General features: G+C 64.9%; 19 protein-coding genes and 2 tRNA genes. 4 read left to right on the top strand and 17 right to left on the bottom strand.

What is annotated here, in order from left to right; translation table 11 throughout:
* The first annotated feature begins 40 nt into the window (after positions 1-40).
* Entirely contained in the window at positions 41-298 is a 258-nt protein-coding gene (locus SY91_RS10165) for a hypothetical protein (protein ID WP_006476176.1), read from the top strand.
* A 47-nt stretch (positions 299-345) separates the two neighbouring features.
* Here the strand turns inward: SY91_RS10165 and SY91_RS10160 are convergent, their stop codons facing one another.
* The 4 genes from SY91_RS10160 to SY91_RS10145 all read right to left on the bottom strand — a co-directional run bounded on the left by SY91_RS10160 (position 346) and on the right by SY91_RS10145 (position 3,441).
* Positions 346-636, bottom strand: coding sequence for a putative quinol monooxygenase (locus tag SY91_RS10160; protein ID WP_006495355.1), 291 nt, complete (start codon positions 634-636; stop codon positions 346-348).
* A 534-nt stretch (positions 637-1,170) separates the two neighbouring features.
* Positions 1,171-2,379 carry an outer membrane protein assembly factor BamC gene (bamC, locus tag SY91_RS10155; protein WP_023477377.1) on the bottom strand — a complete coding sequence of 403 codons (1,209 nt, stop codon included), beginning with the start codon at positions 2,377-2,379 and terminating at the stop codon, positions 1,171-1,173.
* 140 nt (positions 2,380-2,519) lie between these two features.
* Positions 2,520-2,596: transfer RNA gene (locus SY91_RS10150), tRNA-Pro, on the bottom strand.
* A gap of 131 nt (positions 2,597-2,727) precedes the next feature.
* Complete coding sequence (locus SY91_RS10145; RefSeq protein WP_023477376.1) at positions 2,728-3,441, bottom strand: class I SAM-dependent methyltransferase; 714 nt, start codon at positions 3,439-3,441, stop codon at positions 2,728-2,730.
* A gap of 393 nt (positions 3,442-3,834) precedes the next feature.
* Here SY91_RS10145 and SY91_RS10140 point away from each other — a divergent pair, with 393 nt between their 5' ends.
* Positions 3,835-6,045 carry a lipoprotein gene (locus SY91_RS10140; RefSeq protein WP_043888400.1) on the top strand — a complete coding sequence of 737 codons (2,211 nt, stop codon included), beginning with the start codon at positions 3,835-3,837 and terminating at the stop codon, positions 6,043-6,045.
* Positions 6,046-6,141: 96 nt separating this feature from the next.
* Here SY91_RS10140 and SY91_RS10135 read toward each other — a convergent pair whose 3' ends face one another.
* From SY91_RS10135 to SY91_RS10075, 13 genes are all read right to left on the bottom strand, one after another.
* The gene (locus SY91_RS10135; RefSeq protein WP_043888365.1) at positions 6,142-6,555 is read right to left on the bottom strand and encodes a MerR family transcriptional regulator; all 414 of its coding nucleotides are present in this window, start codon (positions 6,553-6,555) and stop codon (positions 6,142-6,144) included.
* Positions 6,556-6,610: 55 nt separating this feature from the next.
* Entirely contained in the window at positions 6,611-6,997 is a 387-nt protein-coding gene (locus SY91_RS10130) for an integration host factor subunit alpha (RefSeq protein WP_006486093.1), read from the bottom strand.
* 72 nt (positions 6,998-7,069) lie between these two features.
* Complete coding sequence (pheT, locus tag SY91_RS10125; RefSeq protein WP_023477372.1) at positions 7,070-9,499, bottom strand: phenylalanine--tRNA ligase subunit beta; 2,430 nt, start codon at positions 9,497-9,499, stop codon at positions 7,070-7,072.
* 98 nt (positions 9,500-9,597) lie between these two features.
* A complete protein-coding gene (gene pheS / locus SY91_RS10120) occupies positions 9,598-10,611 on the bottom strand; it encodes a phenylalanine--tRNA ligase subunit alpha (RefSeq protein WP_006486107.1) in 1,014 nt (337 codons plus the stop codon).
* 149 nt (positions 10,612-10,760) lie between these two features.
* Entirely contained in the window at positions 10,761-11,120 is a 360-nt protein-coding gene (gene rplT / locus SY91_RS10115) for a 50S ribosomal protein L20 (protein WP_004192938.1), read from the bottom strand.
* A 30-nt stretch (positions 11,121-11,150) separates the two neighbouring features.
* The gene (gene rpmI, locus SY91_RS10110; protein WP_004191477.1) at positions 11,151-11,348 is read right to left on the bottom strand and encodes a 50S ribosomal protein L35; all 198 of its coding nucleotides are present in this window, start codon (positions 11,346-11,348) and stop codon (positions 11,151-11,153) included.
* 190 nt (positions 11,349-11,538) lie between these two features.
* Positions 11,539-12,063 carry a translation initiation factor IF-3 gene (gene infC / locus SY91_RS10105; protein WP_071734130.1) on the bottom strand — a complete coding sequence of 175 codons (525 nt, stop codon included), beginning with the start codon at positions 12,061-12,063 and terminating at the stop codon, positions 11,539-11,541.
* Positions 12,064-12,112: 49 nt separating this feature from the next.
* Positions 12,113-14,020 carry a threonine--tRNA ligase gene (thrS, locus tag SY91_RS10100; RefSeq protein ID WP_006486105.1) on the bottom strand — a complete coding sequence of 636 codons (1,908 nt, stop codon included), beginning with the start codon at positions 14,018-14,020 and terminating at the stop codon, positions 12,113-12,115.
* Positions 14,021-14,292: 272 nt separating this feature from the next.
* Positions 14,293-14,369 (bottom strand) — tRNA-Val (locus SY91_RS10095).
* An 84-nt stretch (positions 14,370-14,453) separates the two neighbouring features.
* The gene (locus SY91_RS10090) at positions 14,454-16,691 is read right to left on the bottom strand and encodes a RelA/SpoT family protein (RefSeq protein WP_023477371.1); all 2,238 of its coding nucleotides are present in this window, start codon (positions 16,689-16,691) and stop codon (positions 14,454-14,456) included.
* Positions 16,692-16,740: 49 nt separating this feature from the next.
* Complete coding sequence (locus SY91_RS10085) at positions 16,741-17,094, bottom strand: RidA family protein (RefSeq protein WP_006486103.1); 354 nt, start codon at positions 17,092-17,094, stop codon at positions 16,741-16,743.
* A gap of 80 nt (positions 17,095-17,174) precedes the next feature.
* Positions 17,175-18,071: an alpha/beta fold hydrolase gene (locus tag SY91_RS10080; protein WP_043888338.1), complete on the bottom strand. Its 897-nt coding sequence runs from the start codon at positions 18,069-18,071 to the stop codon at positions 17,175-17,177.
* A gap of 126 nt (positions 18,072-18,197) precedes the next feature.
* The gene (locus SY91_RS10075) at positions 18,198-19,106 is read right to left on the bottom strand and encodes a LysR family transcriptional regulator (RefSeq protein WP_023477368.1); all 909 of its coding nucleotides are present in this window, start codon (positions 19,104-19,106) and stop codon (positions 18,198-18,200) included.
* 135 nt (positions 19,107-19,241) lie between these two features.
* On the opposite strand from SY91_RS10075, the gene SY91_RS10070 reads away from it, so the two are divergent.
* Both SY91_RS10070 and SY91_RS10065 read left to right on the top strand, forming a co-directional pair.
* On the top strand, positions 19,242-19,799 hold the full coding sequence (locus SY91_RS10070; protein WP_023477367.1) for an ester cyclase: 558 nt from the start codon (positions 19,242-19,244) through the stop codon (positions 19,797-19,799).
* A gap of 11 nt (positions 19,800-19,810) precedes the next feature.
* Positions 19,811-20,821, top strand: coding sequence for a polysaccharide deacetylase family protein (locus SY91_RS10065; protein WP_185920894.1), 1,011 nt, complete (start codon positions 19,811-19,813; stop codon positions 20,819-20,821).
* Positions 20,822-20,856 lie beyond the last annotated feature (35 nt).

Below are 20,856 nucleotides of genomic sequence, written 5' to 3'. Positions count from 1 at the left end.
GAAATTTTCCACCCGTGCGCACCCCGGTGCGGAGGACAGCATGAGCAACATTCAACTCGACATCGAGTGGACCGAAGCCGCCACTCGCCAGATCAAGCAACTGATGCCCCGCGGCTCGGACGACGCGTTTCTCGCGCTGCCGCCGATCGAATGCCTGCCGATGGAGGGCGACGTGCTGTTCCTCGGCCCGCAAGGCAAGCAGCAACCGTTCATCGTTGCCGAGCGTCAGTATCACCATGACGGCGATGCCGACTGGACGATCATCCTGATCCTCGACGTACCCAGCGCATCGCACTGACGCGCCGCCGCGACCGGACACGTCCGGTCGCCCTACCCGGCTCGGACTCAGACGAGCTTCGACAGCACGCGGATTTCGGAACGCTCGATCCAGTCCGCGGCCGCTTCGCGATAAGCGAGAATATGCGCGGAACGCGCATGGGCGGCCAGCGCCTCCTCGCTCTCCCAACGCTCGACGAATACGAACCGCGCGGGCTCCTTCAGATCCCGGTGCAGGTCGTACTGCAATGCGCCCGCTTCGTTGCGGGTCGGCTCGACGATTCCCTCGAGCACCGCGCGCAGCTTTTCCTCCGCGCCCGGCTTCGCCACGATCAGCGCCACGACTGCAATTTCCGCCATTCCCGCCTCCCTCATCCGAAAAAGTCCGAGAATACGCGAATCCCGCGCCACGCATCGGCTATGCCGATACGACAGGGCGATGGCACCAAAAAAATAGCCCGCGCTTCAGAGAAGCGCGGGCGAAACCGTCGCCCTACGAGGATAGGCGACGGGGCCATCGAGATCCGCACGCTGGCGCGGATCGTCATCTGTTGCGCCGACGCTTGGCGCGTCGGCATGTGAGGGTGTCGATGCCGTTGTTCAGGCGCTCGCGGCGCATTCCCGGCCTCTGACACCGTCCTCCCTGTTCTAACGATTCCAACGTATAAAGCAGGTTGCATGCCAGGCATCACGCGCTCAACATTCCATTGATTTATAAGGACATTTTTTCAGATCGGCGACAATGTGACACGTGTTCTGTCGTCGTAACGCTCGGATGTTACGTAACGTCACGAGAAGGGACGGGCCCCATCGAACAGGCGTACACGTCGGCGAGCGGCCATGAAAAAAGCCCGCCGGATGGCGGGCTTTTCAAGGGGGCGGAAAACGCCGGGATCAGCGAAGCTGATTCACGAGCAACCCCATGATCTGGCGAGCCGGCGACGACGTGTCGATTGCGCCCGCATCGTCGACGACCGCGACACGCGTCTGATCGGCCGTGAGCGCCTTCACGTTGACGCGATACTGCTTCGCCTGCTTTTCCTTCTTGCCGTGGAACAGCTGGCTCCAGAAACCCTGCTCGGCCGCGCTCAGATCCTTCGGATCGACGTAGCGCACGAAGTACAGGCCCTTCGAGCGATCGCGATCGTCAACCGTGAAGTTCGCGCGATCGAGCGCGAGACCGACGTGCAGCCACGACCGGTCGTACGGTTCGCCGAGCGTGACTTCGGACGGCACGGCCGCTTCAGCCGCGTCGCTGCCTTGCGCCGACGTGCGCGAGACGTTCTGGGCAGCGATCGCCGCGGCAGCCTTCGACGACGCGTCGCCATCGGCCTTCTTGTCCTTCGGTACCGCGTTGTCCTTGATGTTCGCGATCGGCGGCTCGCCGTTCTTCGCGCGCTGCTCGTTCTGCGCGAGCACGGCCATCAACCGCTTCAGGTATTCCGTCTCGAGCGCCGGATCGTTCGGCTTCGGTTCCCACTTGCTCGAATCGTTGTTCGCACCGGTGATCGCCTCGCGCATGCCCTTCTGGCTGATGAACACGTAGGTGCCGCCATTCGGCGCCGAATCGAGACGCGTGCGGTACTTGTTGCGCTCGGCCGTCACGTACGAATTGCCCATCGCCTTCGAGATCACGCTGCGGATCAGGCCGTCGTTGATCTGCGGATGGGTTTCGTTCCAGTCGGTTTCCATCACGCCCTTGTCGCGCTGGTCGACGACGAGCAGGAAGCCCTGCTCCTGCCAGAAACGGCGCACCTGCGGCCAGATCGCGGCGGGCTGCTTGCCGTCGATCACGAGCCAGCTTTCGGTGCCGTCGCGCTGGATATGCATGCCGGCCACGGCCGGCGCGACGGTGTCCAGCGCAGGCGCGGCCTGCTGGACCTGCTGGAGCGCGGACAGGGAAGTCGCGCCGCCCTGGGGCGGCAGCGAACGCTGATCGGCCGTCTCGTCGAGCATGTTGGGCGGCACTGCGAGCGACGCTTCCTTCGATTTCGAATCGCTCTTGTAGTCCACTTTCGTGGGCGACGACGTACCGCAACCGGCGACGAGCGCGCCGGTGGCGAGCACTGCAGCGAACCGCATGGTAAGACGAAGATCAGTCATGTTCGGGGAATCCTCTTCCGCTAAATCACGGCGCTTTCCGTGGATCAACCTTGCATTTTACCGGGGCCGCGCTGCGATGTGCAAAAAAGCGACGGCCAAGAAAAAACCCGCGCCAGCCTGAGCTGACGCGGGTTCTTGTCTGGTCGGGGCGAGAGGATTTGAACCTCCGACCACCTGCACCCCATGCAGGTACGCTACCAGGCTGCGCTACGCCCCGAAAGAAAAAAATTATAACAGACAGTTTCCCGGTTTAGAACGGGTCGCATGCACTTTGTGCATGTTCTCGTGAAATTTTTTGGCGTGACGACACCAATGCAAGCAACCCGCGGCACCGATCCCGCATCGCCGTCATCGCTTGCGCGCGACGCAGATGACCGTCAAGCCGGCGACGCGATTGAAGCGGAACATCGGCAGCTCGATACGACAGATCGTCTTGAGCAAGCCGTTGACGAACGGATGATGGCGGCGCAATTGCGACTCGGGCTCGCGCGGATGCGAACGCGCCCGCTCGCCGAGCCGCAATGCGGCCGCGAGCGGAAACGTGAGGCCGAAATAATAGGCGCCGTGCTCGACGTCGAGCCCCGCACGCCGGACCACGTTCTCGAGGCCGCCGAGCGTGTATCTGCGCTTGTGCTCGAGGAAATCGTCGTGGCCGCTCCACAGGAATTGGAACGCGGGAACCGTGATCAGGAACCGGCTACCCGAGGGCGCGCCCTTCACGTACTGCGTCAGCAGTCCGACGTCGTCGTCGACATGTTCGAGCACGTCCATCAGCAACACGAGATCGGCATCGAAGCGATCGACGGCGCGCCGAAAGTGGATCGGCTTGCCGGCCGCCTCGCCGTCGCTGTCGTCGGCGTAGCTCGTATCGACGCACCATGCTTCCGTCGCCTGCGTGCGCTCGAGCAGATGCTTCGAGAAAAAACCGGAGCCCGCCCCTACATCGAGTATCCGGTTCGCGCCCGATGCGCCGAGGAACCGGCGAATCGCGCTCGCCTTCGACGCGTAGTACCAGTGATCGCCCACCCCCGCACCGAGTACGTCGACTTCCTTCAGGTCCATGGTGCTTCCCCGTGATGGCTGCCGTGTTGTGATGTCGAATCCGCCACTGATGCCGATCTTACCTCGCCGCTGCCGCCGATCGTATCCGTCGATGCCCGGGGGCCGCGGCGCTTCGGCATCCGGTGAAACCCGCGCCGGCCAAGGCCGGCCGCGGATTTTCAGGGTCGCTTCGAAACACGCCTGGCGACGGCCCGGACAAACCAAACGACCGTTTGATTCAGCAGCTCGTCGACCGCGAATCCATTGTCCGGCAGTCCGCCGGCGCATCGCGTCCGGGCGCCCGTTGTTTGGTAACGCCGCTCTAGCACGCTATGACACACTGCACGGCATCGACGCTCGCGCCGTGCAGTGGCGCGCGCCGCCGTCGATCAAGACAAGACATGGAGACAGACGATGCGGAATACGGTCCGGCGCGGCCATCGCTCGCCTTTGGCAATTTTCGACTGGTTTTCCGGCCTGCGACGCACGGTCGCCCCAAGATCGCATACGATATCCCGCGTGTTCGGCTGCGGCGCGCTGGCGCTCGCCCTGCTCTGCGCCGGCTGCGCGGAATCGGCCACGCAGCGCGACAGCAACCCGTCCGCCGCATCGACGAAGATCGAACGTACCAAGGCCGAGCGGCTCGCGCGCGAGCAGCAGACCGCCCGCACCGTGCCGTCGCTCGCATCGATCAGCCTCACGCAGCCACGCCCGTTCACGCTGCGCGACTCGGGCCAGAACGGCGCGATGACGTTCCTGCGCGACGTCGATTTCCGCATCGTCAACAACCTCGGCTTCTTCATTCATCAGCTGTCGGCCACGCTCGTGCCGACGCAGGCCGGCGCACCGATCGTCTTCGACGATCCGACGAGCTTCGAGATCGACGTGCACGAAGGCACGGTCACGCTCGACAACGCGAAGCTGACCGCCCTCTTCAACACCTACATCTTCGGCTATCGCAACGCGCCGCTGCGCAAGCTCGCGGTATCGGCCGGCGACGGCGTGATCCATCTGCAAGGCGAGATGCAGCGCGACGGCTGGGTACCGTTCTCGCTGACCGGCACGCTCGCGATCCGCGACGGCAGCCAGCTCGTGTTCCACCCGACCGGCGTGCGCGTGTCGGGCCTCAACGCACAGCCGGTGATGCGCGCGGCCAACGTGAAAATGGCCGACCTGCTGAAGGTGCAGACCCCGATCGCGCAACTCGCCGGCGACGATCTCGTAATGGCGGTCGACAAGCTGATGCCGCCGCCGCGCCTGAAACTGACGATCACCGCCGTGCGCGTGACGCCGGCGGGCCTCGACCTGAAGCTCGACGACGGCTCGCGTGCCGGCTTCGCGATGCCCGCGAACGCACCGCAGCAAGCGATGTATATCCGCGGTGGCGACGTGAAGTTCATGCGCTCGATGCCGATGAACGCGGACATCCTGATCGGTCCGCTCGACGCGTCGAAGCGCGACCAGACGTTCGTGTTCGACCTGTATCACTATCGCGACCAGGTGTCGGCCGGCTACTTCAACTTCGACGAAAGCGGCGCGATGGCGATCCGGATGCCTTCGTATACGGGCCCGGCCAGCGGCGCGCTGCTCGGCAACGCGGCGGCGCGCCTGAACGACAGCTTCCTCGCCGCGCAGCAGAATGCGCTGCGCGACGTGCGCCAGCACTGGGAAGCGTACGCGCTCGCCGCAGACGCCGTGCGGCCCGGCATGCAGAAGGTCGCGATGCGGCGTACGTCGACGACGCCGTTCAACGAGCGGCACGTGTCGAACCGCAACCCGACGATCCATCTGCGCAACGTCGACTTCAACCTGTCTGGCGATATCGGCTTTCATGTCGAGGATCTCGACGTGGAACTCGTGTCGAAGCACCCGGGCGAACCCGTCGATCTCGACGATCCGAACCAGTACGACATCCGCATTCTCGGCGGCACGGTCGTCGAGTCGTGGAAGGCGATGTCGGCGCTCTTCAACAACTACCTGCTCGACTATTCGCCGCGTTCGCTGAACGACCTGCAATTGAGCGCGGACGGCCAGAACCTGCGCGTCCAGGGCGGCATCAAGCTGTGGAATCACGTACCGGGCGTCTGGTTGCCGACCGACATGAAGGGCTCGCTGACGGTGCTCGACGACCGGCACCTCGCCTTCAAGCCGTCTCAGGTGTCGGTGCTCGGCATCCCGCAGGCGACGCTGCTGCGCTCGCTCGGTATCGAGCTCGCATCGCTGACGCCATTGCAGCGGCGCGGCGCGGAACTGCGCGGCGACACGCTCGTGCTCGACCAGTACACCGTGTTCCCGCCGCCCGTGCTGAACGGCAAACTCGCCCAGGCGACGGTCGAGCCCGACGGATTGCGGCTCACGTTCCGGCGCGCGGCAGGCGCGCCCGCACCGAAGCGACCGCAGATCGACGCACCGAGCTACATGTGGATGGAAGGCGGCGACATGAAGATGTTCAACGTGCTCGAACTGAACGTGCGCGCGCTGATCCGGAATTCGGCCGAGGCCGGCCCGATGCGGTTCGACCTGTACGGATATCGCAGCCAGGTCGCGCAGGGCTCGGTGCGGATGCTGCCGGACGGCACGCTGGTCGTCGACATGGGGCGCAAGAATCCGCTCGCGTCACGCTGATTCCGTCGCGCTGCCCCCTGATGCGCGACCCGCATGAAAAAAGCCCGGTGGCAGGTCGCCAACCGGGCTTTCCGATGCATCCTGCGCGCCGTGCGCTCAGTCGTGTTTCAGTCCGTCGATCACATCCAGCAACGCCTGCCGCAACGCGATCACATCGACGTTTGCGCCCGGCCTGGCTGCGCCGCGCGCATCGACGGCCTGCGCGTCGGATTCGACCGGCCCCGCCGCGGCCCGCTCGCTGCCCGGCGAATCGAGCCGGTTGCGCGCGCCGTTGATCGTGAAGCCCTGCTCGTACAGCAACTCGCGAATCCGCCGGATCAGCAGCACTTCGTGATGCTGGTAATACCGCCGGTTGCCGCGCCGCTTCACCGGACGCAGCTGAGTAAATTCCTGTTCCCAGTAACGCAGTACATGTGGTTTGACCCCGCATAGTTCGCTGACTTCGCCGATCGTGAAGTAGCGCTTCGCGGGAATCGGAGGCAAGACGACTTTCTCAACCGTGGTGGTCATCGTCGGTTAACCGTCGGTAAGGGGGCGCGGCGGCCGCGCGGAGCGTGGGCGCGTATTACTCCGCGCCGTTTTCGACCAGCGCCTTCAGCTTCTGGCTCGCGTGGAAGGTTACCACCCGGCGGGCCGCGATCGGAATCGCCTCGCCCGTCTTCGGATTGCGGCCCGGACGCTGCGGCTTGTCGCGCAGCTGGAAATTACCGAACCCCGACAGCTTGACGCTTTCGCCGTTTTCGAGCGCGTCGCGGATCACTTCGAAAAACGCCTCGACCATGTCCTTCGCTTCACGCTTGTTCAGCCCGACGCTGTCGAACAGCAGCTCCGCCAGTTCCGCCTTCGTCAGCGTCGGCGTCTCGGTGGACGCCGGCGCCGACGCGTCGCGGTTCATCGCGCTGCGTTGCGCCGTCAGGAGGGCTTCGAATTCACTCGAGGTCATGTCGTTCATATCTGCCATACAGCGCGTTGAATCAAAACTTACGATGGAAAAAAGCCGCCCGCGAACGGGCGGGCCCTCTCCTTAGCCGCGCAGGCGCGCACCGGCACGAGCCATTCGCTCGACCAGCGTCTGAATCGCCTGATCGACGACCTCGTCCTGCAGCGTGCCAGCCGCGTCCTGCAGCGTCACGCGGAAGGCAAGGCTCTTCTCGTTCGCGGCAAGACCACCGGAAGTATTTGATTTTGCACGAAATTCGTCGAAGAGTACAACCTTCTGAACGAATCGGCAGGCCTCTTCGGCAAGCGCCTTCTTCATTTCGTCGAAAAGTGCCTGAACCTCGACCGCCTGATCGACGACAACGGCGATATCGCGACGGACCGGCGGGAATTTCGACACGTCGGTCGGCGCGGGCAGCGTACGGGCAATCAGCGCGTCCGCGTCGATTTCGAACATCACCGGCGGGTGCGGCAGCTCGTATTTCTGCATCAGGCGCGGATGCAACTCGCCGATCCAGCCGACCGCGCGGCCCTCGACTTCGATCCGTGCGCTGCGGCCCGGATGAAGGGCCGGATGCTCGGCTTTCACGAAACGCGCAACCGCTGGCGCGAGCAGCGCTTCGACGTCGCCCTTCACGTCGAAGAAATCGACCGCGCGGGTCGCCACGCCCCACTGCTCGTCGAGCGCCGGACCGTACGCCAGCGCGCCGACGCGCTTCGGCTGCGCATGACCTTCGACCGCCAGCTCGCCGGCCTTCACCGACGGATCGGCGACGAACACGCGCCCCGATTCGAACACGCGCACGCGATCGGCGCGGCGGTTCAGGTTGTGGCGCAGCACGGCGATCAGGCTGCCGAACAGCGTCGTGCGCATCACCGAAAGCTGGCTCGCGATCGGGTTCAGCAGGCGGATCGGGTTGTCGTTGCCCGCGAAATCGTGCTCCCACTCCGCATCGACGAAGCTGAAGTTGACGGTTTCCGCGTAGTCGCGCGCGGCGAGCGCGTGACGGATATCGTGGATCGAACGTCGCGTCTCGTGGGTCGCGCGCATTTCGCTCGTCGCGACCGGCGGCCGCGCCGGGATCTTCTCGAAACCGTAGATGCGCGCCACTTCCTCGATCAGGTCTTCCTCGATCTCGATGTCGAAGCGATGCGACGGCGGCGTGACGAGGAACGCGTCGTCTTCACGCTCGAACGGCAGGCCGAGGCGCGTGAAGATGTCCGCGATCTCGTCGGCGTCGATCTTCACGCCGATGATGCGGTTCGCGCGCGACACGCGCATCTTCACCGGTGCGCGCTGCGGCAGGTTCACCGCCTGATCGTCGACCGGGCCGGCCTTGCCGCCGCAGATCTCGAGGATCAGCTGCGTGATGCGCTCGACGTGCTCGACGGTCGTCGCGTAATCGACGCCGCGCTCGAAGCGATGGGCCGCATCGGTCGAGAAGTTGTACTTGCGCGCGCGGCCGCGGATGCTGTCCGGCCACCAGAACGCGGCTTCCAGGTAGATGTTGGTCGTATCGAGCGTGACGGCCGTGCTGTCGCCGCCCATGATGCCGGCCAGGCTTTCGACCTGACGGTCGTCCGCGATCACGCCGACCGTTTCGTCGAGTTCGACCGTGTTGCCGTTGAGCAGCTTCAGCGATTCGCCGCGCTTGCCCCAGCGCACTTCGATGCCGCCGTGGATCTTGTCGAGATCGAACACGTGCGACGGGCGGCCGAGTTCGAACATCACGTAGTTCGAGATGTCGACGAGCGCGGACACGCTGCGCTGGCCCGAGCGCTCGAGGCGCTCGACCATCCACTGCGGCGTCTTCGCATGCGCGTTCACGCCGCGGATCACGCGCCCCGAGAAGCGGCCGCACAGATCGGGCGCGGCAATGCGCACCGGCAGCGTTTCGTCGAGCTCGACGTTCACCGGGCGGATGTCGACCGGCGTCAGCGGCGCGCCTGTGATCGCGGCCGTCTCGCGCGCGATGCCGAACACCGACAGACAGTCGGCCTTGTTCGGCGTCAGCTTGATTTCGAAGATCGTGTCGTCGAGATTGAGGGTCTCGCGGATGTCCTGGCCGACCGGCGTGTCTTCCGGCAGGATCAACAGCCCGCTGTGATCCTCGGACAACTTCAGCTCGCGCGCCGAGCACAGCATCCCCTGGCTCTCCACGCCGCGCAGCTTCGACAGCTTGATCGCGAACGGCTTGCCGCCCTCTTCCGCCGGCGGCAGTTCCGCGCCCACCAGCGCGACCGGCACCTTGATGCCGGGCGCCACGTTCGGCGCGCCGCAGACGATGTTCAGCGTCGCGCCGGTGCCGGCGTCGACCTGGCAGACATTGAGCTTGTCCGCATCCGGATGCTTGACGACTTCGAGCACGCGGCCCACGACGATCTTCGACGTCGGCGGCGCAGCCTTGCTCAGCGATTCGACTTCGAGCCCCGCCATCGTCAGCGCGTGCGACAGCTCGTCGGTCGTCAGCTGCGGGTCGACAAAGGTTCTCAACCAGGATTCAGGGAATTGCATGGATGTCTACGTTCGAAACAGGTTAGATCGACGCCCGGGCCCCGTCGGAAACGTCCATCGGGGGCGTGCGCGGGCACAGGTCGGCGCGGCGAGCGGCGTTATGCGAACTGGCGCAGGAAACGCAGGTCGTTCTCGAAGAACAGCCGGAGATCCTGAACGCCGTAGCGCAGCATCGTCAGGCGCTCGAGGCCGCTGCCGAACGCGAAACCGATGTAGCGCTCGGGGTCGAGGCCCATGTTGCGGATCACGGTCGGATGCACCTGCCCCGAGCCGGAAATTTCGAGCCACTTGCCGGCGTTCTTGCCTTGCTCGAACATCATGTCGATCTCGGCCGACGGTTCCGTGAACGGGAAATACGACGGACGGAAGCGCACGAGGATGTCGTCGCGCTCGAAGAATTTTTTCAGGAAGTCGGTATAGACGCCCTTGAGGTCGGCGAAGCTGATGTTTTCGTCGATCCACAGCCCCTCGACCTGATTGAACATCGGCGAGTGGGTCGCATCGCTGTCGACGCGATACGTGCGGCCCGGCGCGATCACCTTGATCGGCGGACGGTTCATGCGCGCGTAACGCACCTGCATCGGGCTCGTGTGCGTGCGCAGCAGCAGCTGGCGGCCGTCGGCATCCTTGCCTTCGACGTAGAAGGTGTCCTGCATCGAACGCGCCGGATGGTTCTCCGGGCTGTTCAGCGACGTGAAGTTGTACCAGTCGGTCTCGATTTCGGGGCCGTCGGCCACGTCGAAACCGATCGAGCCGAAAATCTGTTCGACACGCTCCCACGTGCGCATCACGGGGTGCAGGCTGCCTGCGCCGGCGCCGCGGCCCGGCAACGTCACGTCGATCGCTTCGGCGGTGAGGCGCTGATTCAGCAGCGCGTCGGCCAGTGCCTGGCGACGGGCGGTGAGCGCGGCTTCAACCTGCTGCTTCGCGACGTTGATGCGTGCGCCTTCGGTCTTGCGTGCTTCGGGATCGAGCTTGCCGAGGCCCTTCAGCAACTCGGTCAGCGCACCCGATTTGCCGAGAAATCGTGCTTTCTCGTTTTCGAGCGTGGTGATGTCGGCAGCCTGTTCGAAGGACTGCTGCGCGTCGGCGACAATCTGGTCCAGATCCATAGATCCCATCATTTCCAACGTCATTCGGTCTTGGCGAGCGAAATGGCCTCGCCAAACAAAAAAGGGGCTCGGAAGAGCCCCGTTTTCGCTGCAGCGGCCGAGACTACCGGAACCTCGCTGCAACTAACCACGCAGTGCTAATTTCGCAATTAGGCTGCAACGGCGGCTTTCACCTGCTTGACGATCGCAGCAAAAGCAGCCTTGTCGAACACCGCCATGTCGGCCAGCACCTTACGGTCGAGTTCGATCGACGCCTTCTTCAGGCCGTTGATGAACACGCTGTAGGTCATGTCGTGCTGGCGAACTGCCGCGTTGATACGCGTGATCCACAGTGCGCGGAACACACGCTTCTTGTTGCGGCGATCGCGGTACGCGTACTGACCAGCGCGCATCACCGCCTGCTTGGCGATGCGGTAGACGTTATTGCGGCGGCCGCGATAACCCTTGGCCAGGTTGATGATCTTCTTGTGGCGGGCCCGTGCGGTTACCCCACGTTTGACTCGAGGCATGTTTCTCTCCTTGGAGTATCAGTTGAGGGGTTACGCGAACGGGAGCATCGCGCGGACGGAGTTCAGATCGGAATCATGAACTGCCGTTGCGCCGCGCAGATGGCGCTTGTTCTTCGTGGTTTTCTTGGTCAGGATGTGACGCTTGAAGGCTTGACCGCGCTTGACGGTACCGCCCGGACGCACCACGAAGCGCTTTGCAGCGCTCTTCTTGGTCTTCATCTTAGGCATGACGAACAACTCCAGTTTATTAGATGGCGATGGGTGTGCGGTTGGCTTGCGCCCTTGACCCGCCCTTCGAAACCCAGTCCACTTGTGTACGGCGAACCGCTTGCGCAGCCGCCGTCATCGTTGGCGCGCCGCCCTGACCGGGCAACGCACCGAACCACTGTCGAACCTGCGCGCGATGCGCGCGGGCCCGTTACTTCTTTTTCTTCGGCGAGAGCACCATGATCATCTGGCGCCCTTCCATCTTCGGCATCTGCTCGACCTGGCCGACTTCCTCGAGATCCGTGCGCAGACGCTCGAGCATCCGCATACCGATTTCCTGGTGAGCCATTTCACGGCCGCGGAAACGCAACGTGATCTTCGTCTTGTCGCCCTCTTCGAGGAAGCGCACGAGATTGCGGAGCTTGACGTTGTAATCCCCGTCATCGGTACCCGGACGGAACTTGACTTCCTTGACCTGGATGACCTTCTGCTTCAGCTTCGCTTCGTGCTGCTTCTTCGACTCCTGGTACTTGAACTTGCCGTAATCCATCAGACGGCAAACCGGCGGCACCGCTTGCGGCGCGATCTCCACCAGGTCAACATCCAGTTCTTCCGATTTACGGAAAGCGTCAGCGAGTTTTACGATACCGAGCGGTTCGTTCTCGATCCCGACCAGGCGCACTTCCGGCGCAGTGATTTCACCGTTGATGCGGTGCGACGACTTATCAGTAGCGATGTTACGTTTCCTCTAAAAATTAAAAAAACGAGCCGCGCTGCCAGGGCGGTTACTTGAACGAGCGCAGGTCTTCCTGCAGACGCTCAACGAAGGCTTCGACCGGCATTACGCCAAGATCGACGCCGCCACGGGCACGCACGGCTACCGTTTGCGCATCACGCTCCTTATCGCCCACGACGAGGAGATAAGGCACCTTTTCCAGCGTGTGCTCGCGTATTTTATAGCTAATCTTCTCGTTGCGCAAATCGGCCGCCACTCTAACCCCTTGTTTTTGCAACGATTGGGCCAGAGACTGCGCATATTCGGCCTGACTTTCGGCGATATTGAGCACAATTGCCTGATACGGCGCGAGCCAGACCGGCATTGCACCAGCATGGTGCTCGATCAAAATGCCGAGGAAACGCTCCATCGAACCGACGATCGCGCGGTGCAGCATCACCGGCCGGCGGCGGCTGTTGTCTTCCGCGACGTATTCGGCACCCAGGCGCTCCGGCAGCACCATGTCGAGCTGCAGCGTGCCGCACTGCCACGAGCGGCCGAGCGCGTCCTTGATGTGGTACTCGATCTTCGGGCCGTAGAACGCGCCCTCACCCGGCAACTCTTCCCACGTGAGACCACAAGCCGTCAGCGCATCGCGCAAACCTTGCTCGGCACGATCCCACGTCTCGTCCGTACCCGCACGCTGGTCGGGACGCAGCGACAGCTTGATGTCGATGTGATCGAAACCGAAGTCCTTGTACACGCTCATGGCCAGCGTGTTGAACGCGATCGATTCCGAGATGAACTGGTCTTCCGTACAGAAGATGTGCGCATCGTCCTGCACGAAGCCGCGCACGCGCATCAGGCCGTGCAGCGCGCCCGATGCCTCGTTGCGGTGGCACGAGCCGAATTCCGCGTAACGCAGCGGCAGGTCGCGATACGAGCGCAGGCCGTGCTTGAACACCTGGACGTGGCCCGGGCAGTTCATCGGCTTGATCGCGTAGTCGCGCTTCTCCGACTCCGTCGTGAACATGTTCTCGCGATAGTTCTGCCAGTGGCCCGACGCTTCCCACAGCGAGCGGTCCATGATCATCGGCGTCTTGATCTCGAGATAACCGGCTTCGTTGACGCGGCGGCGCATGTACTGCTCGACCTGCTGCCACAGCGCCCAACCCTTCGGATGCCAGAACACCATGCCCGGCGACTCTTCCTGCATGTGGAACAGGTCGAGCTGCTTGCCCAGCTTGCGGTGGTCGCGCTTCTCCGCCTCCTCGAGCATGTGCAGGTACTGATCCTGGTCTTCCTTCTTCGTCCAGGCCGTGCCGTAGATACGCTGCAGCTGCTCGTTCTTCGAATCGCCGCGCCAGTACGCACCCGCGACCTTCATCAGCTTGAAGACCTTCAGCTTGCCGGTGGACGGCACGTGCGGGCCGCGGCACAGATCGGTGAAGCCGCCGTGCGAGTACAGCTTGATTTCGTCGCTTTGCGGAATCGATTCGATGATCTCCGCCTTGTACTTCTCGCCGATGCTGCGGAAGTAACCGGCCGCCTCGTCGCGCGACACAACACGACGCGTGACCGGCTCGTCCTTCTTCGCGAGCTCCTGCATGCGCTTTTCGATCTTTTCCAGATCTTCCGGCGTAAACGGGCGGTTGTACGAGAAGTCGTAATAGAAACCGTTGTCGATCACCGGGCCGATCGTCACCTGCGCGTCCGGATACAGCTCCTTCACCGCATACGCGAGCAAGTGAGCGGTCGAGTGACGGATGATGTCGAGGCCGTCGGCATCCTTGTCCGTGACGATCGCGAGCGACGCGTCGCGGTCGATCACCGTCGACGTATCAACGAGCTCACCATCGAGCTTGCCACCAAGCGCAGCCTTCGCAAGGCCGGGACCGATCGAGGCCGCAACCTCGGCAACTGTCACCGGATGCTCGTATTGTCGAACTGAGCCGTCAGGCAAGCGTATCGAAACCATAGCAATCTCCGTGATGCCGACAGTGGGCGGCAGACCAGGTACGCGAGATCGAACTCACGCGTCAAAAAATTCGCGACAAAAAAAATGCGGCCCCGCTTTCGAGGGGCCGCATTCGATACTTCACTCAAACTGAAAGGGCGAAAACGTTCCTCGACTAGCGTCGCTCCGAAGTGGTTTCGGTCAACGTTCGCGGTGTCATAACCGTATTCGCCTTGTTCGCGTTGAGTTGTGTACTGCACTGAACACCCGGAGGCCGGGCATTCTCAATTCGTTGGTAGGCTCGATTGGATTCGAACCAACGACCCCCACCATGTCAAGGTGGTGCTCTAACCAACTGAGCTACGAGCCTAGAGAAGCTAAGATTATATGGAGCGGCTACCGACTTGGCAAGTGTTTTATGCGGTCGCAGCAAAACAATGCTGTTCCAACCCCATCACGATTTCCGCCCTGCCCGCACGACGCCCTGCACCTCGCCGAGCAGCGTGCACGCGCGCTGCACCTGCGCCGAATTCGATACCTCGACCGTGAACTGCATGAATGCCGCATTGCGGCGACTCTGCGTCTTCACGCCCACGACATTGATCTTTTCGCGTGCGAACACTTCGGAGATATCGCGCAGCAACCCTTGCCGGTCGCTCGCCTCGATCATCAGGTCGACCGGATACACGGACGCGCCGCGCCCGCCCAGCACGTCGGCCGACCAGGTCGTCTGCAGCACGCGCTCCGGCGCGCGCTCGACCATCCGGCGAAACGTCGGGCAGTCGCTGCGATGAATCGACATTCCCTTGCCGCGCGTGACGAAACCGCTGATCGGATCGGGCGGCGCCGGACGGCAGCAGCGCGCCAACTGCGTCAGCAGCGCGTCGACGCCCACCACCAGCACGCCGGTCGACGCGCCGTGCGCGACGCTCGCGCCGCTGCTGCGCTTCTCGAAATCGGCCGGCGCCTCGGGCGCCGGTTCCGGCGGCGGCGCATCGGACAGCGCGTGCTCGACGTTGCGCAGGCTGAACTCTTCCTTGCCGACGACCGAGAACAACTCCTCGGGTGACTTGAAGCCGAGCTTCGCGGCGAGGTTGTCCAGGTTGACCGACGTCTTGCCCTCGCGCTGCAGCGTCTTTTCGACGAGCGCGCGCCCGTGCGCGACGTTTTCTTCCTGCTCGATCGAGTTGAACCACGCACGCACCTTCTGCCGCGCGCGCGAGCTCTTCAGGTAACCGAGCTGCAGGTTCAGCCAGTCGCGCGACGGCCCGCCTTCCTTCACCGCGACGATCTCGACCGTCTGGCCGTTCGCCAGCGACGTGTTCAGCGGCACCATCACGCCGTCGACGCGCGCGCCACGGCAGCGATGGCCGAGCTCGCTGTGCAGGTGATACGCGAAATCCACCGGCGTCGCGCCCTGCGGCAACGCGATCACGCGCGCCTGCGGCGTCAGTACATAGATGTGGTCGTCGTCGAGCGACGTCTCGCGCAATTGCGCCCACGCCTGGTCGCCCGACACTTCGGTGCCGTCCTCGACGTCGTCCTTCCACGCGAGCAACTGGCGCAGCCACGCGATCTTCTCGTCGTACTTGTCGCTCGCGGAGAACTGGCCGCCGTAACCGCGCGCGCCGGCCTCCTTGTAACGCCAGTGCGCGGCGACGCCGTACTCGGCGAAACGATGCATCTCCTGCGTGCGGATCTGCACTTCGAACGCACGGCCGTCGTCGCCGATCACGACCGTATGCAGCGACTTGTAGCCGTTCGGCTTCGGCCGCGAGATGTAGTCGTCGAATTCCTTCGGCACCGGCTGCCACAGGTGATGCACGATGCCCAGCACCGCGTAGCAATCCTTGATGTCGGGCACGATCACGCGAAACGCGCGCACGTCGTACAGCTCGGAGAAGTCGAGCTCCTTGCCGCGCATCTTGCGCCAGATGCTGTAGATATGCTTCGGCCGGCCGCTCACGTCGGCCTGGATGTGCGCTTGCGCGAGCTCGTGCTGCAGCCGCGCGATCGCCTGCGTCACGTACGCCTCGCGCTCGATGCGCTTCTCGTCGAGCAGCTTCGCGATCCGCTTGTAGGTGACGGGATCCTCGAAGCGGAACGCGAGATCCTCGAGCTCCCACTTCAGTTGCCAGATACCGAGACGGTTCGCGAGCGGCGCATAGATCTCGAGCGTCTCGCGCGCGACGTCGGGCGGCGGATCGAGCTTCGCGGCCGCGTAGTAGCGCAGCGACTGCAACCGCGACGCGAGCCGGATCAGCACCACGCGGATGTCCTGCGCGAACGCGAGCAGCATCTTGCGCAGCGCCTCGATCTGCGTGCGCCGCTCTTCCGCCGCGTCGCGCCCGGAGTCGGGCTTCGCGGCATTCTGCGCGGCGCGCAGGCTGACGGTGCCGAGCCGCAACAGCTTGCGCACGTCGGACACGAGCCGCGCGACTTCGTCGCCAAAACGCTCGGTCAGCTCGCGCTCGGGGTCGCTCAGGTGCGGCGTCAGCACGAACAGCGCGGCGGCCTGCATCGCGGACGGATCGACGTTCAGCGTGCGCATGATCGCCGCCGTGCCCGCCGAGTGATCGGCGAGCAGCTCGCCGGACGACAGGCGCGCGTCGCCGGCCCGCTCGCGCACGAACGCAAGCACGTCGTCGAACGACGGCGCCGCGACGGGAGAGGCGGAAACGGATTCGGTCATTGCACGGCCTGCCGGAATACGGTCATCGTCGGATAACGCTCAGCTCAGCTCAGCTCCGCTGCGCGGCGACGACCACGATCTCGACGAGCAGCGCCGGATCGGCGAGCTTCGCCTCGACGGTGGCGCGCGGCGGCGTGTTGCCCGGTGCGACCCATGCGTCCCACTCCGCATTCATGCCTTCGAAGTTCGCGAGATCCGAGATGTAGATCTGCACCGACAGCAGATGCGCCTTGTCGCTGTTCGCTTCGGCGAGCAGGCGGTCGATGTGGCCGAGCACTTCGCGCGTCTGGCCGCGGATGTCCTGCGTGGTGTCTTCGGCGATCTGACCGGCCAGATACACGGTACCGTTGTGGATCGCGGTTTCGGAGAGACGGGCCCCGACGTGGTGACGAATGACTGCCATGAAAATGTTCCGGTCGTGATGGATAGGAAATCGGGCGGCGGCACGGCCCGCGTGCCGCCGAACCGCATATTATGACGCGTTTATGCGTCGCCTTCGACGAAAAACTGCCGTGCGAGCGCAATCTGGTCGGCGCTGACGAAGGCCGGCGCGTGGCCCGCCCCCGGAATCTCGACCTGCGTCACGTGCCGGCCGCGACGGACCATTTCGGCCGCCGTCTCGCGCGACAGCAAGTCGGACGTCTCGCCGCGCACGACGAGGAGCGTCGCATCCGTCGTCTCGATCGCGCGCCACAGCGCGGCCTCGCCAAGCGCGGCCAGTTCGGGCGTCGTCGCCTTGAACGGCTCGGCGATGCGCGGATCGTAGCGCATCGTCCAGCCGCCTTCGGGCAGTTCGTGCAGCAGCGGCCCGTTGATCTCGCGCCACTCGTCGGCGCTCAGCGCACCGAACGGCAGCGACAGCGACGTCAGGTAGTCGATCCCCTCCTGCTCGGTCGCAAAGCGCGGCTGCACGCCGAGGTACTCGCCGATGCGCGTCAACGAATCGGGCTCGATGCGCGGGCCGACGTCGTTGACGATCATCCGGCGCAGCGGCGAACCGGGGAGCCCGGCGAGCGCCATGCCGATCAGGCCGCCCATCGACGTACCGAACCAGTCGACCGATTCGACGTCGAGCCGTGCGATCAGCGTCACCATGTCGGCCACGTACTGCGGAATCGCATAGTGCCGCGGATCGGCCAGCCGGTCCGATTGGCCGCGCCCGACGACATCGGGGCAGACGACGCGATACGTATCGGACAGCGCAGCGGCAAGCCGGTCGAAATCGCGCCCGGAGCGGGTCAGGCCGTGCACGCAGACGAGCACGCGCGGATTCGCGGGATCGCCCCACTCGGTATAGGCGACGTGGTGAAGGCCGGCCGCGCTCGCACACTGCACGCGCCGCTGGCGGGGAACCGGGGGATTCGCTGGGATCGTTGGCATCGTTGGCATCCTGTCGAACGGGGGCGACGCGCGGGACAACGCTTGCGGCGCCCGATGCAAACGATTGTAAACCGCTTCGGAATGACGGGGCGTCACGCCCTCCCCGGCCCACCACCCGAGCCAGGTTCAATCGTGGCGGCGCCACGCATCCCGCAACCGCTCGCGCAGGAAATCGACGAACGTCCGCACCCGCAACGGCACATGGCGAGCGCCGGGATAAACGGCATGCAACGGCGCGGCGGATGCCTCGAAGGCTGGCAGCACACGCACGAGCCGGCCGGCGTCGAGATCGGCGCCGACGTCCCAGATCGACTTCAACGCAATGCCCGCGCCTTCGAGCGCCAGCGTACGCGCCGCGCCGCCGTCGTTCGTCAGCAGCGCGGCCGTCACCCCGACCGCCACGCCGCCTTGCGCGCCATCGAACCGCCATTCGGCACGCGGCTGGTCGCCCATCACGATGCATCGATGCGCACGCAGCTCGGCCGGATGGGCCGGCCAGCCGTGCGCCGCGAGATAGCCCGGCGACGCGCACAGCACGCGGTGATTCGGCGCCAGCTCGCGCGCGATCATCGTCGAATCGGCGAGATTGCCGATCCGCACGGCGACGTCGATGTCGGCCGCGAGCAGATCGACGACCGCATCGGTCAGCATCAACTGCACGGTCAATTGCGGATGCCGCTGCTGAAATGCCGCGACGAGCGGCGCGATTCGCAGGCGGCCGAGTTCGCCGGGCGCCGTCACGCGCAGCACGCCGCTGACCGTGCCGCGGCGGTCGCGCATCAGCGTTTCCGCATGCTCGACTTCGGCCAGGATGCGCAGCACCTGCGCATGAAACTGCGCGCCGTCGTCGGTGAGCGTCTGCTGCCGCGTCGTCCGGTGCAGCAGGCGCACGCCGAGCCGCGATTCGAGATGCGCGAGCCGCTTGCTGACGACCGACAACGACAGGTCGAGCTCGCGCGCCGCCGCCGACAGGCTGCCGGCCGATACGATCCGCGCGAAGGTATCGAGCGCGGGGAAATCGTCGATCAGCGTCATGGCGCCCGCCCCGCTCCAATCTTTCCTTTTTTCGAATAATCCATTCGCCGTTTGCCCGTATTTGCATTCAGAACGGAAACCTACCATACCTGTTCCGCGTCGTCGCATGACGCTCTTCACAGGACCCTCGCAACCATGTCGATCCGCCTTCGTTCAACCGCCCGCCCTGTCGCGCACGCCTTCGCGGCAGCCGCTTGCGTCGTGGCGCTCTGGCCCGCCGCCGCCCGTGCCGCCGATCTCGTCGCGCCGCACAGCCTGACCGTCGCGGCAGGCTTGCCGGCCGCGCAGGCCCGCGCGCAGATTCTGGCCGCGCGCCGCTACGGCAGCTTCTGGAATACCGGCGACCCCGCACTCGCCCGCGCGGCGCTCGCCGCCGACTTCACCGACCGCACGCTGCCGCCCGGCCGCGAACAAGGCGCAGCGGGGCCGCTCGCGGCCTCCAGCACGATGCGCGACGCGATCCCGGATCTGCGCTGCGACATCGAACAGATGATCGTCGCCGGCGACCGGGTCGTCGTGCACCTGCATTTCCGCGGGCATTTCACCGGCGCGTTCAACGGAACGGCCGGGCACGGGCAGGCAATCGACTTCATCGCGACCGATATCTACCGGATCGACCACGGCCGGATCGCGGAAAACTGGCATATCGAGGACAACCTGACGCTGATGCGTCAGCTCGGGCTCGTCGGCTGACGGAGGGGACGATGACTCACGGTAACGACACGCCCGCGACGCCGCTGCCGCGTCGCACCTTCCTGGCCCAGGCCGGCGCCGGGCTCGCGGCCGGCGTCGCGCTGGCCGCAGGCACGTCCGTGCGTGCCGCCGCCGCGACGGTGCCGGCGCCCGCGACACCGGGCGCCACGCCGTTTTGGCCGGACGGCGCGCGGCTCGTGATCTCGATCTCGATGCAGTTCGAGGCGGGCGGACAACCGCCCACGGGCGCGGACAGCCCGTTTCCGGCCGTCGCGTTTCCGCCGTCGGTGCCGGTCGATCTCGCCTCGGCCACCTGGTTCGCGTATGGCTACCGGGAAGGCATTCCGCGCCTGCTCGACCTGTGGGACCGGCACGGCGTGAAAGTGACGTCGCACATGATCGGGGAAGCCGCGCGCCGGCACCCCGAACTGGCGCGCGAGATCGTATCGCGCGGCCACGAAGCCGCCGCGCACGGCCCGACTTGGCGCGCCCAATTCGCGATGAGCCGCGACGACGAGCGCCGCTTCCTGACCGACGCGCGCGACATGGTCGAAGCGGCGACCGGCCAGCGTCCGACCGGCTACAACTGCAACTGGCTGCGGCGCGGGCCGCAGACGTTGTCGCTGCTGCAGGAACTCGGCTACACGTATCACATCGACGACGTCAGTCGCGACGAACCGTTCATCGAGACCGTCGACGGTCGCGATTTCGTGGTGGTCCCGTACACGCTGCGCAACAACGACATCCTGCTGATCGAAGGCCGCCACTACTCGCCGACGATGTTCGTCGAGCAGATCAAGCTCGATTTCGACCAGCTGTACGCGGAAGCCGGGCAGCGGCGCAGACTGATGTCGATCAGTGCGCACGACCGGATCAGCGGCACGCCGCAGATGGTCCGCGCGTGGGACGACTTCCTGCACTACGCTCGATCACACCCCGGGGTCGCTTTCATGCGCAAGGACGACATTGCGCGCTTCGCGCTGCACAGCCCGTCGACGCTGCGCGAGGCCGAAACGATCTGACCGGATTCCGTTCAACTCACCACCCAGGAGAGACT

The sequence above is a fragment of the Burkholderia cenocepacia genome (assembly GCF_014211915.1).
Lineage (GTDB): Bacteria > Pseudomonadota > Gammaproteobacteria > Burkholderiales > Burkholderiaceae > Burkholderia > Burkholderia orbicola.
The sequence above is the reverse complement of the archived record's forward strand: the minus strand, read 5'-3'. Positions and strand labels throughout refer to the sequence as shown.

Bases quoted from the DNA above. Each gene is read 5' to 3' on its own strand.
- SY91_RS10165 (WP_006476176.1), top strand. From the start codon at position 41: ATGAGCAACATTCAACTCGACATCGAGTGGACCGAAGCCGCCACTCGC.
- SY91_RS10160 (WP_006495355.1), bottom strand. From the start codon at position 636: ATGGCGGAAATTGCAGTCGTGGCGCTGATCGTGGCGAAGCCGGGCGCG.
- bamC (WP_023477377.1), bottom strand. From the start codon at position 2,379: ATGACTGATCTTCGTCTTACCATGCGGTTCGCTGCAGTGCTCGCCACC.
- SY91_RS10145 (WP_023477376.1), bottom strand. From the start codon at position 3,441: ATGGACCTGAAGGAAGTCGACGTACTCGGTGCGGGGGTGGGCGATCAC.
- SY91_RS10140 (WP_043888400.1), top strand. From the start codon at position 3,835: ATGCGGAATACGGTCCGGCGCGGCCATCGCTCGCCTTTGGCAATTTTC.
- SY91_RS10135 (WP_043888365.1), bottom strand. From the start codon at position 6,555: ATGACCACCACGGTTGAGAAAGTCGTCTTGCCTCCGATTCCCGCGAAG.
- SY91_RS10130 (WP_006486093.1), bottom strand. From the start codon at position 6,997: ATGAACGACATGACCTCGAGTGAATTCGAAGCCCTCCTGACGGCGCAA.
- pheT (WP_023477372.1), bottom strand. From the start codon at position 9,499: ATGCAATTCCCTGAATCCTGGTTGAGAACCTTTGTCGACCCGCAGCTG.
- pheS (WP_006486107.1), bottom strand. From the start codon at position 10,611: ATGGATCTGGACCAGATTGTCGCCGACGCGCAGCAGTCCTTCGAACAG.
- rplT (WP_004192938.1), bottom strand. From the start codon at position 11,120: ATGCCTCGAGTCAAACGTGGGGTAACCGCACGGGCCCGCCACAAGAAG.
- rpmI (WP_004191477.1), bottom strand. From the start codon at position 11,348: ATGCCTAAGATGAAGACCAAGAAGAGCGCTGCAAAGCGCTTCGTGGTG.
- thrS (WP_006486105.1), bottom strand. From the start codon at position 14,020: ATGGTTTCGATACGCTTGCCTGACGGCTCAGTTCGACAATACGAGCAT.
- SY91_RS10090 (WP_023477371.1), bottom strand. From the start codon at position 16,691: ATGACCGAATCCGTTTCCGCCTCTCCCGTCGCGGCGCCGTCGTTCGAC.
- SY91_RS10085 (WP_006486103.1), bottom strand. From the start codon at position 17,094: ATGGCAGTCATTCGTCACCACGTCGGGGCCCGTCTCTCCGAAACCGCG.
- SY91_RS10080 (WP_043888338.1), bottom strand. From the start codon at position 18,071: ATGCCAACGATCCCAGCGAATCCCCCGGTTCCCCGCCAGCGGCGCGTG.
- SY91_RS10075 (WP_023477368.1), bottom strand. From the start codon at position 19,106: ATGACGCTGATCGACGATTTCCCCGCGCTCGATACCTTCGCGCGGATC.
- SY91_RS10070 (WP_023477367.1), top strand. From the start codon at position 19,242: ATGTCGATCCGCCTTCGTTCAACCGCCCGCCCTGTCGCGCACGCCTTC.
- SY91_RS10065 (WP_185920894.1), top strand. From the start codon at position 19,811: ATGACTCACGGTAACGACACGCCCGCGACGCCGCTGCCGCGTCGCACC.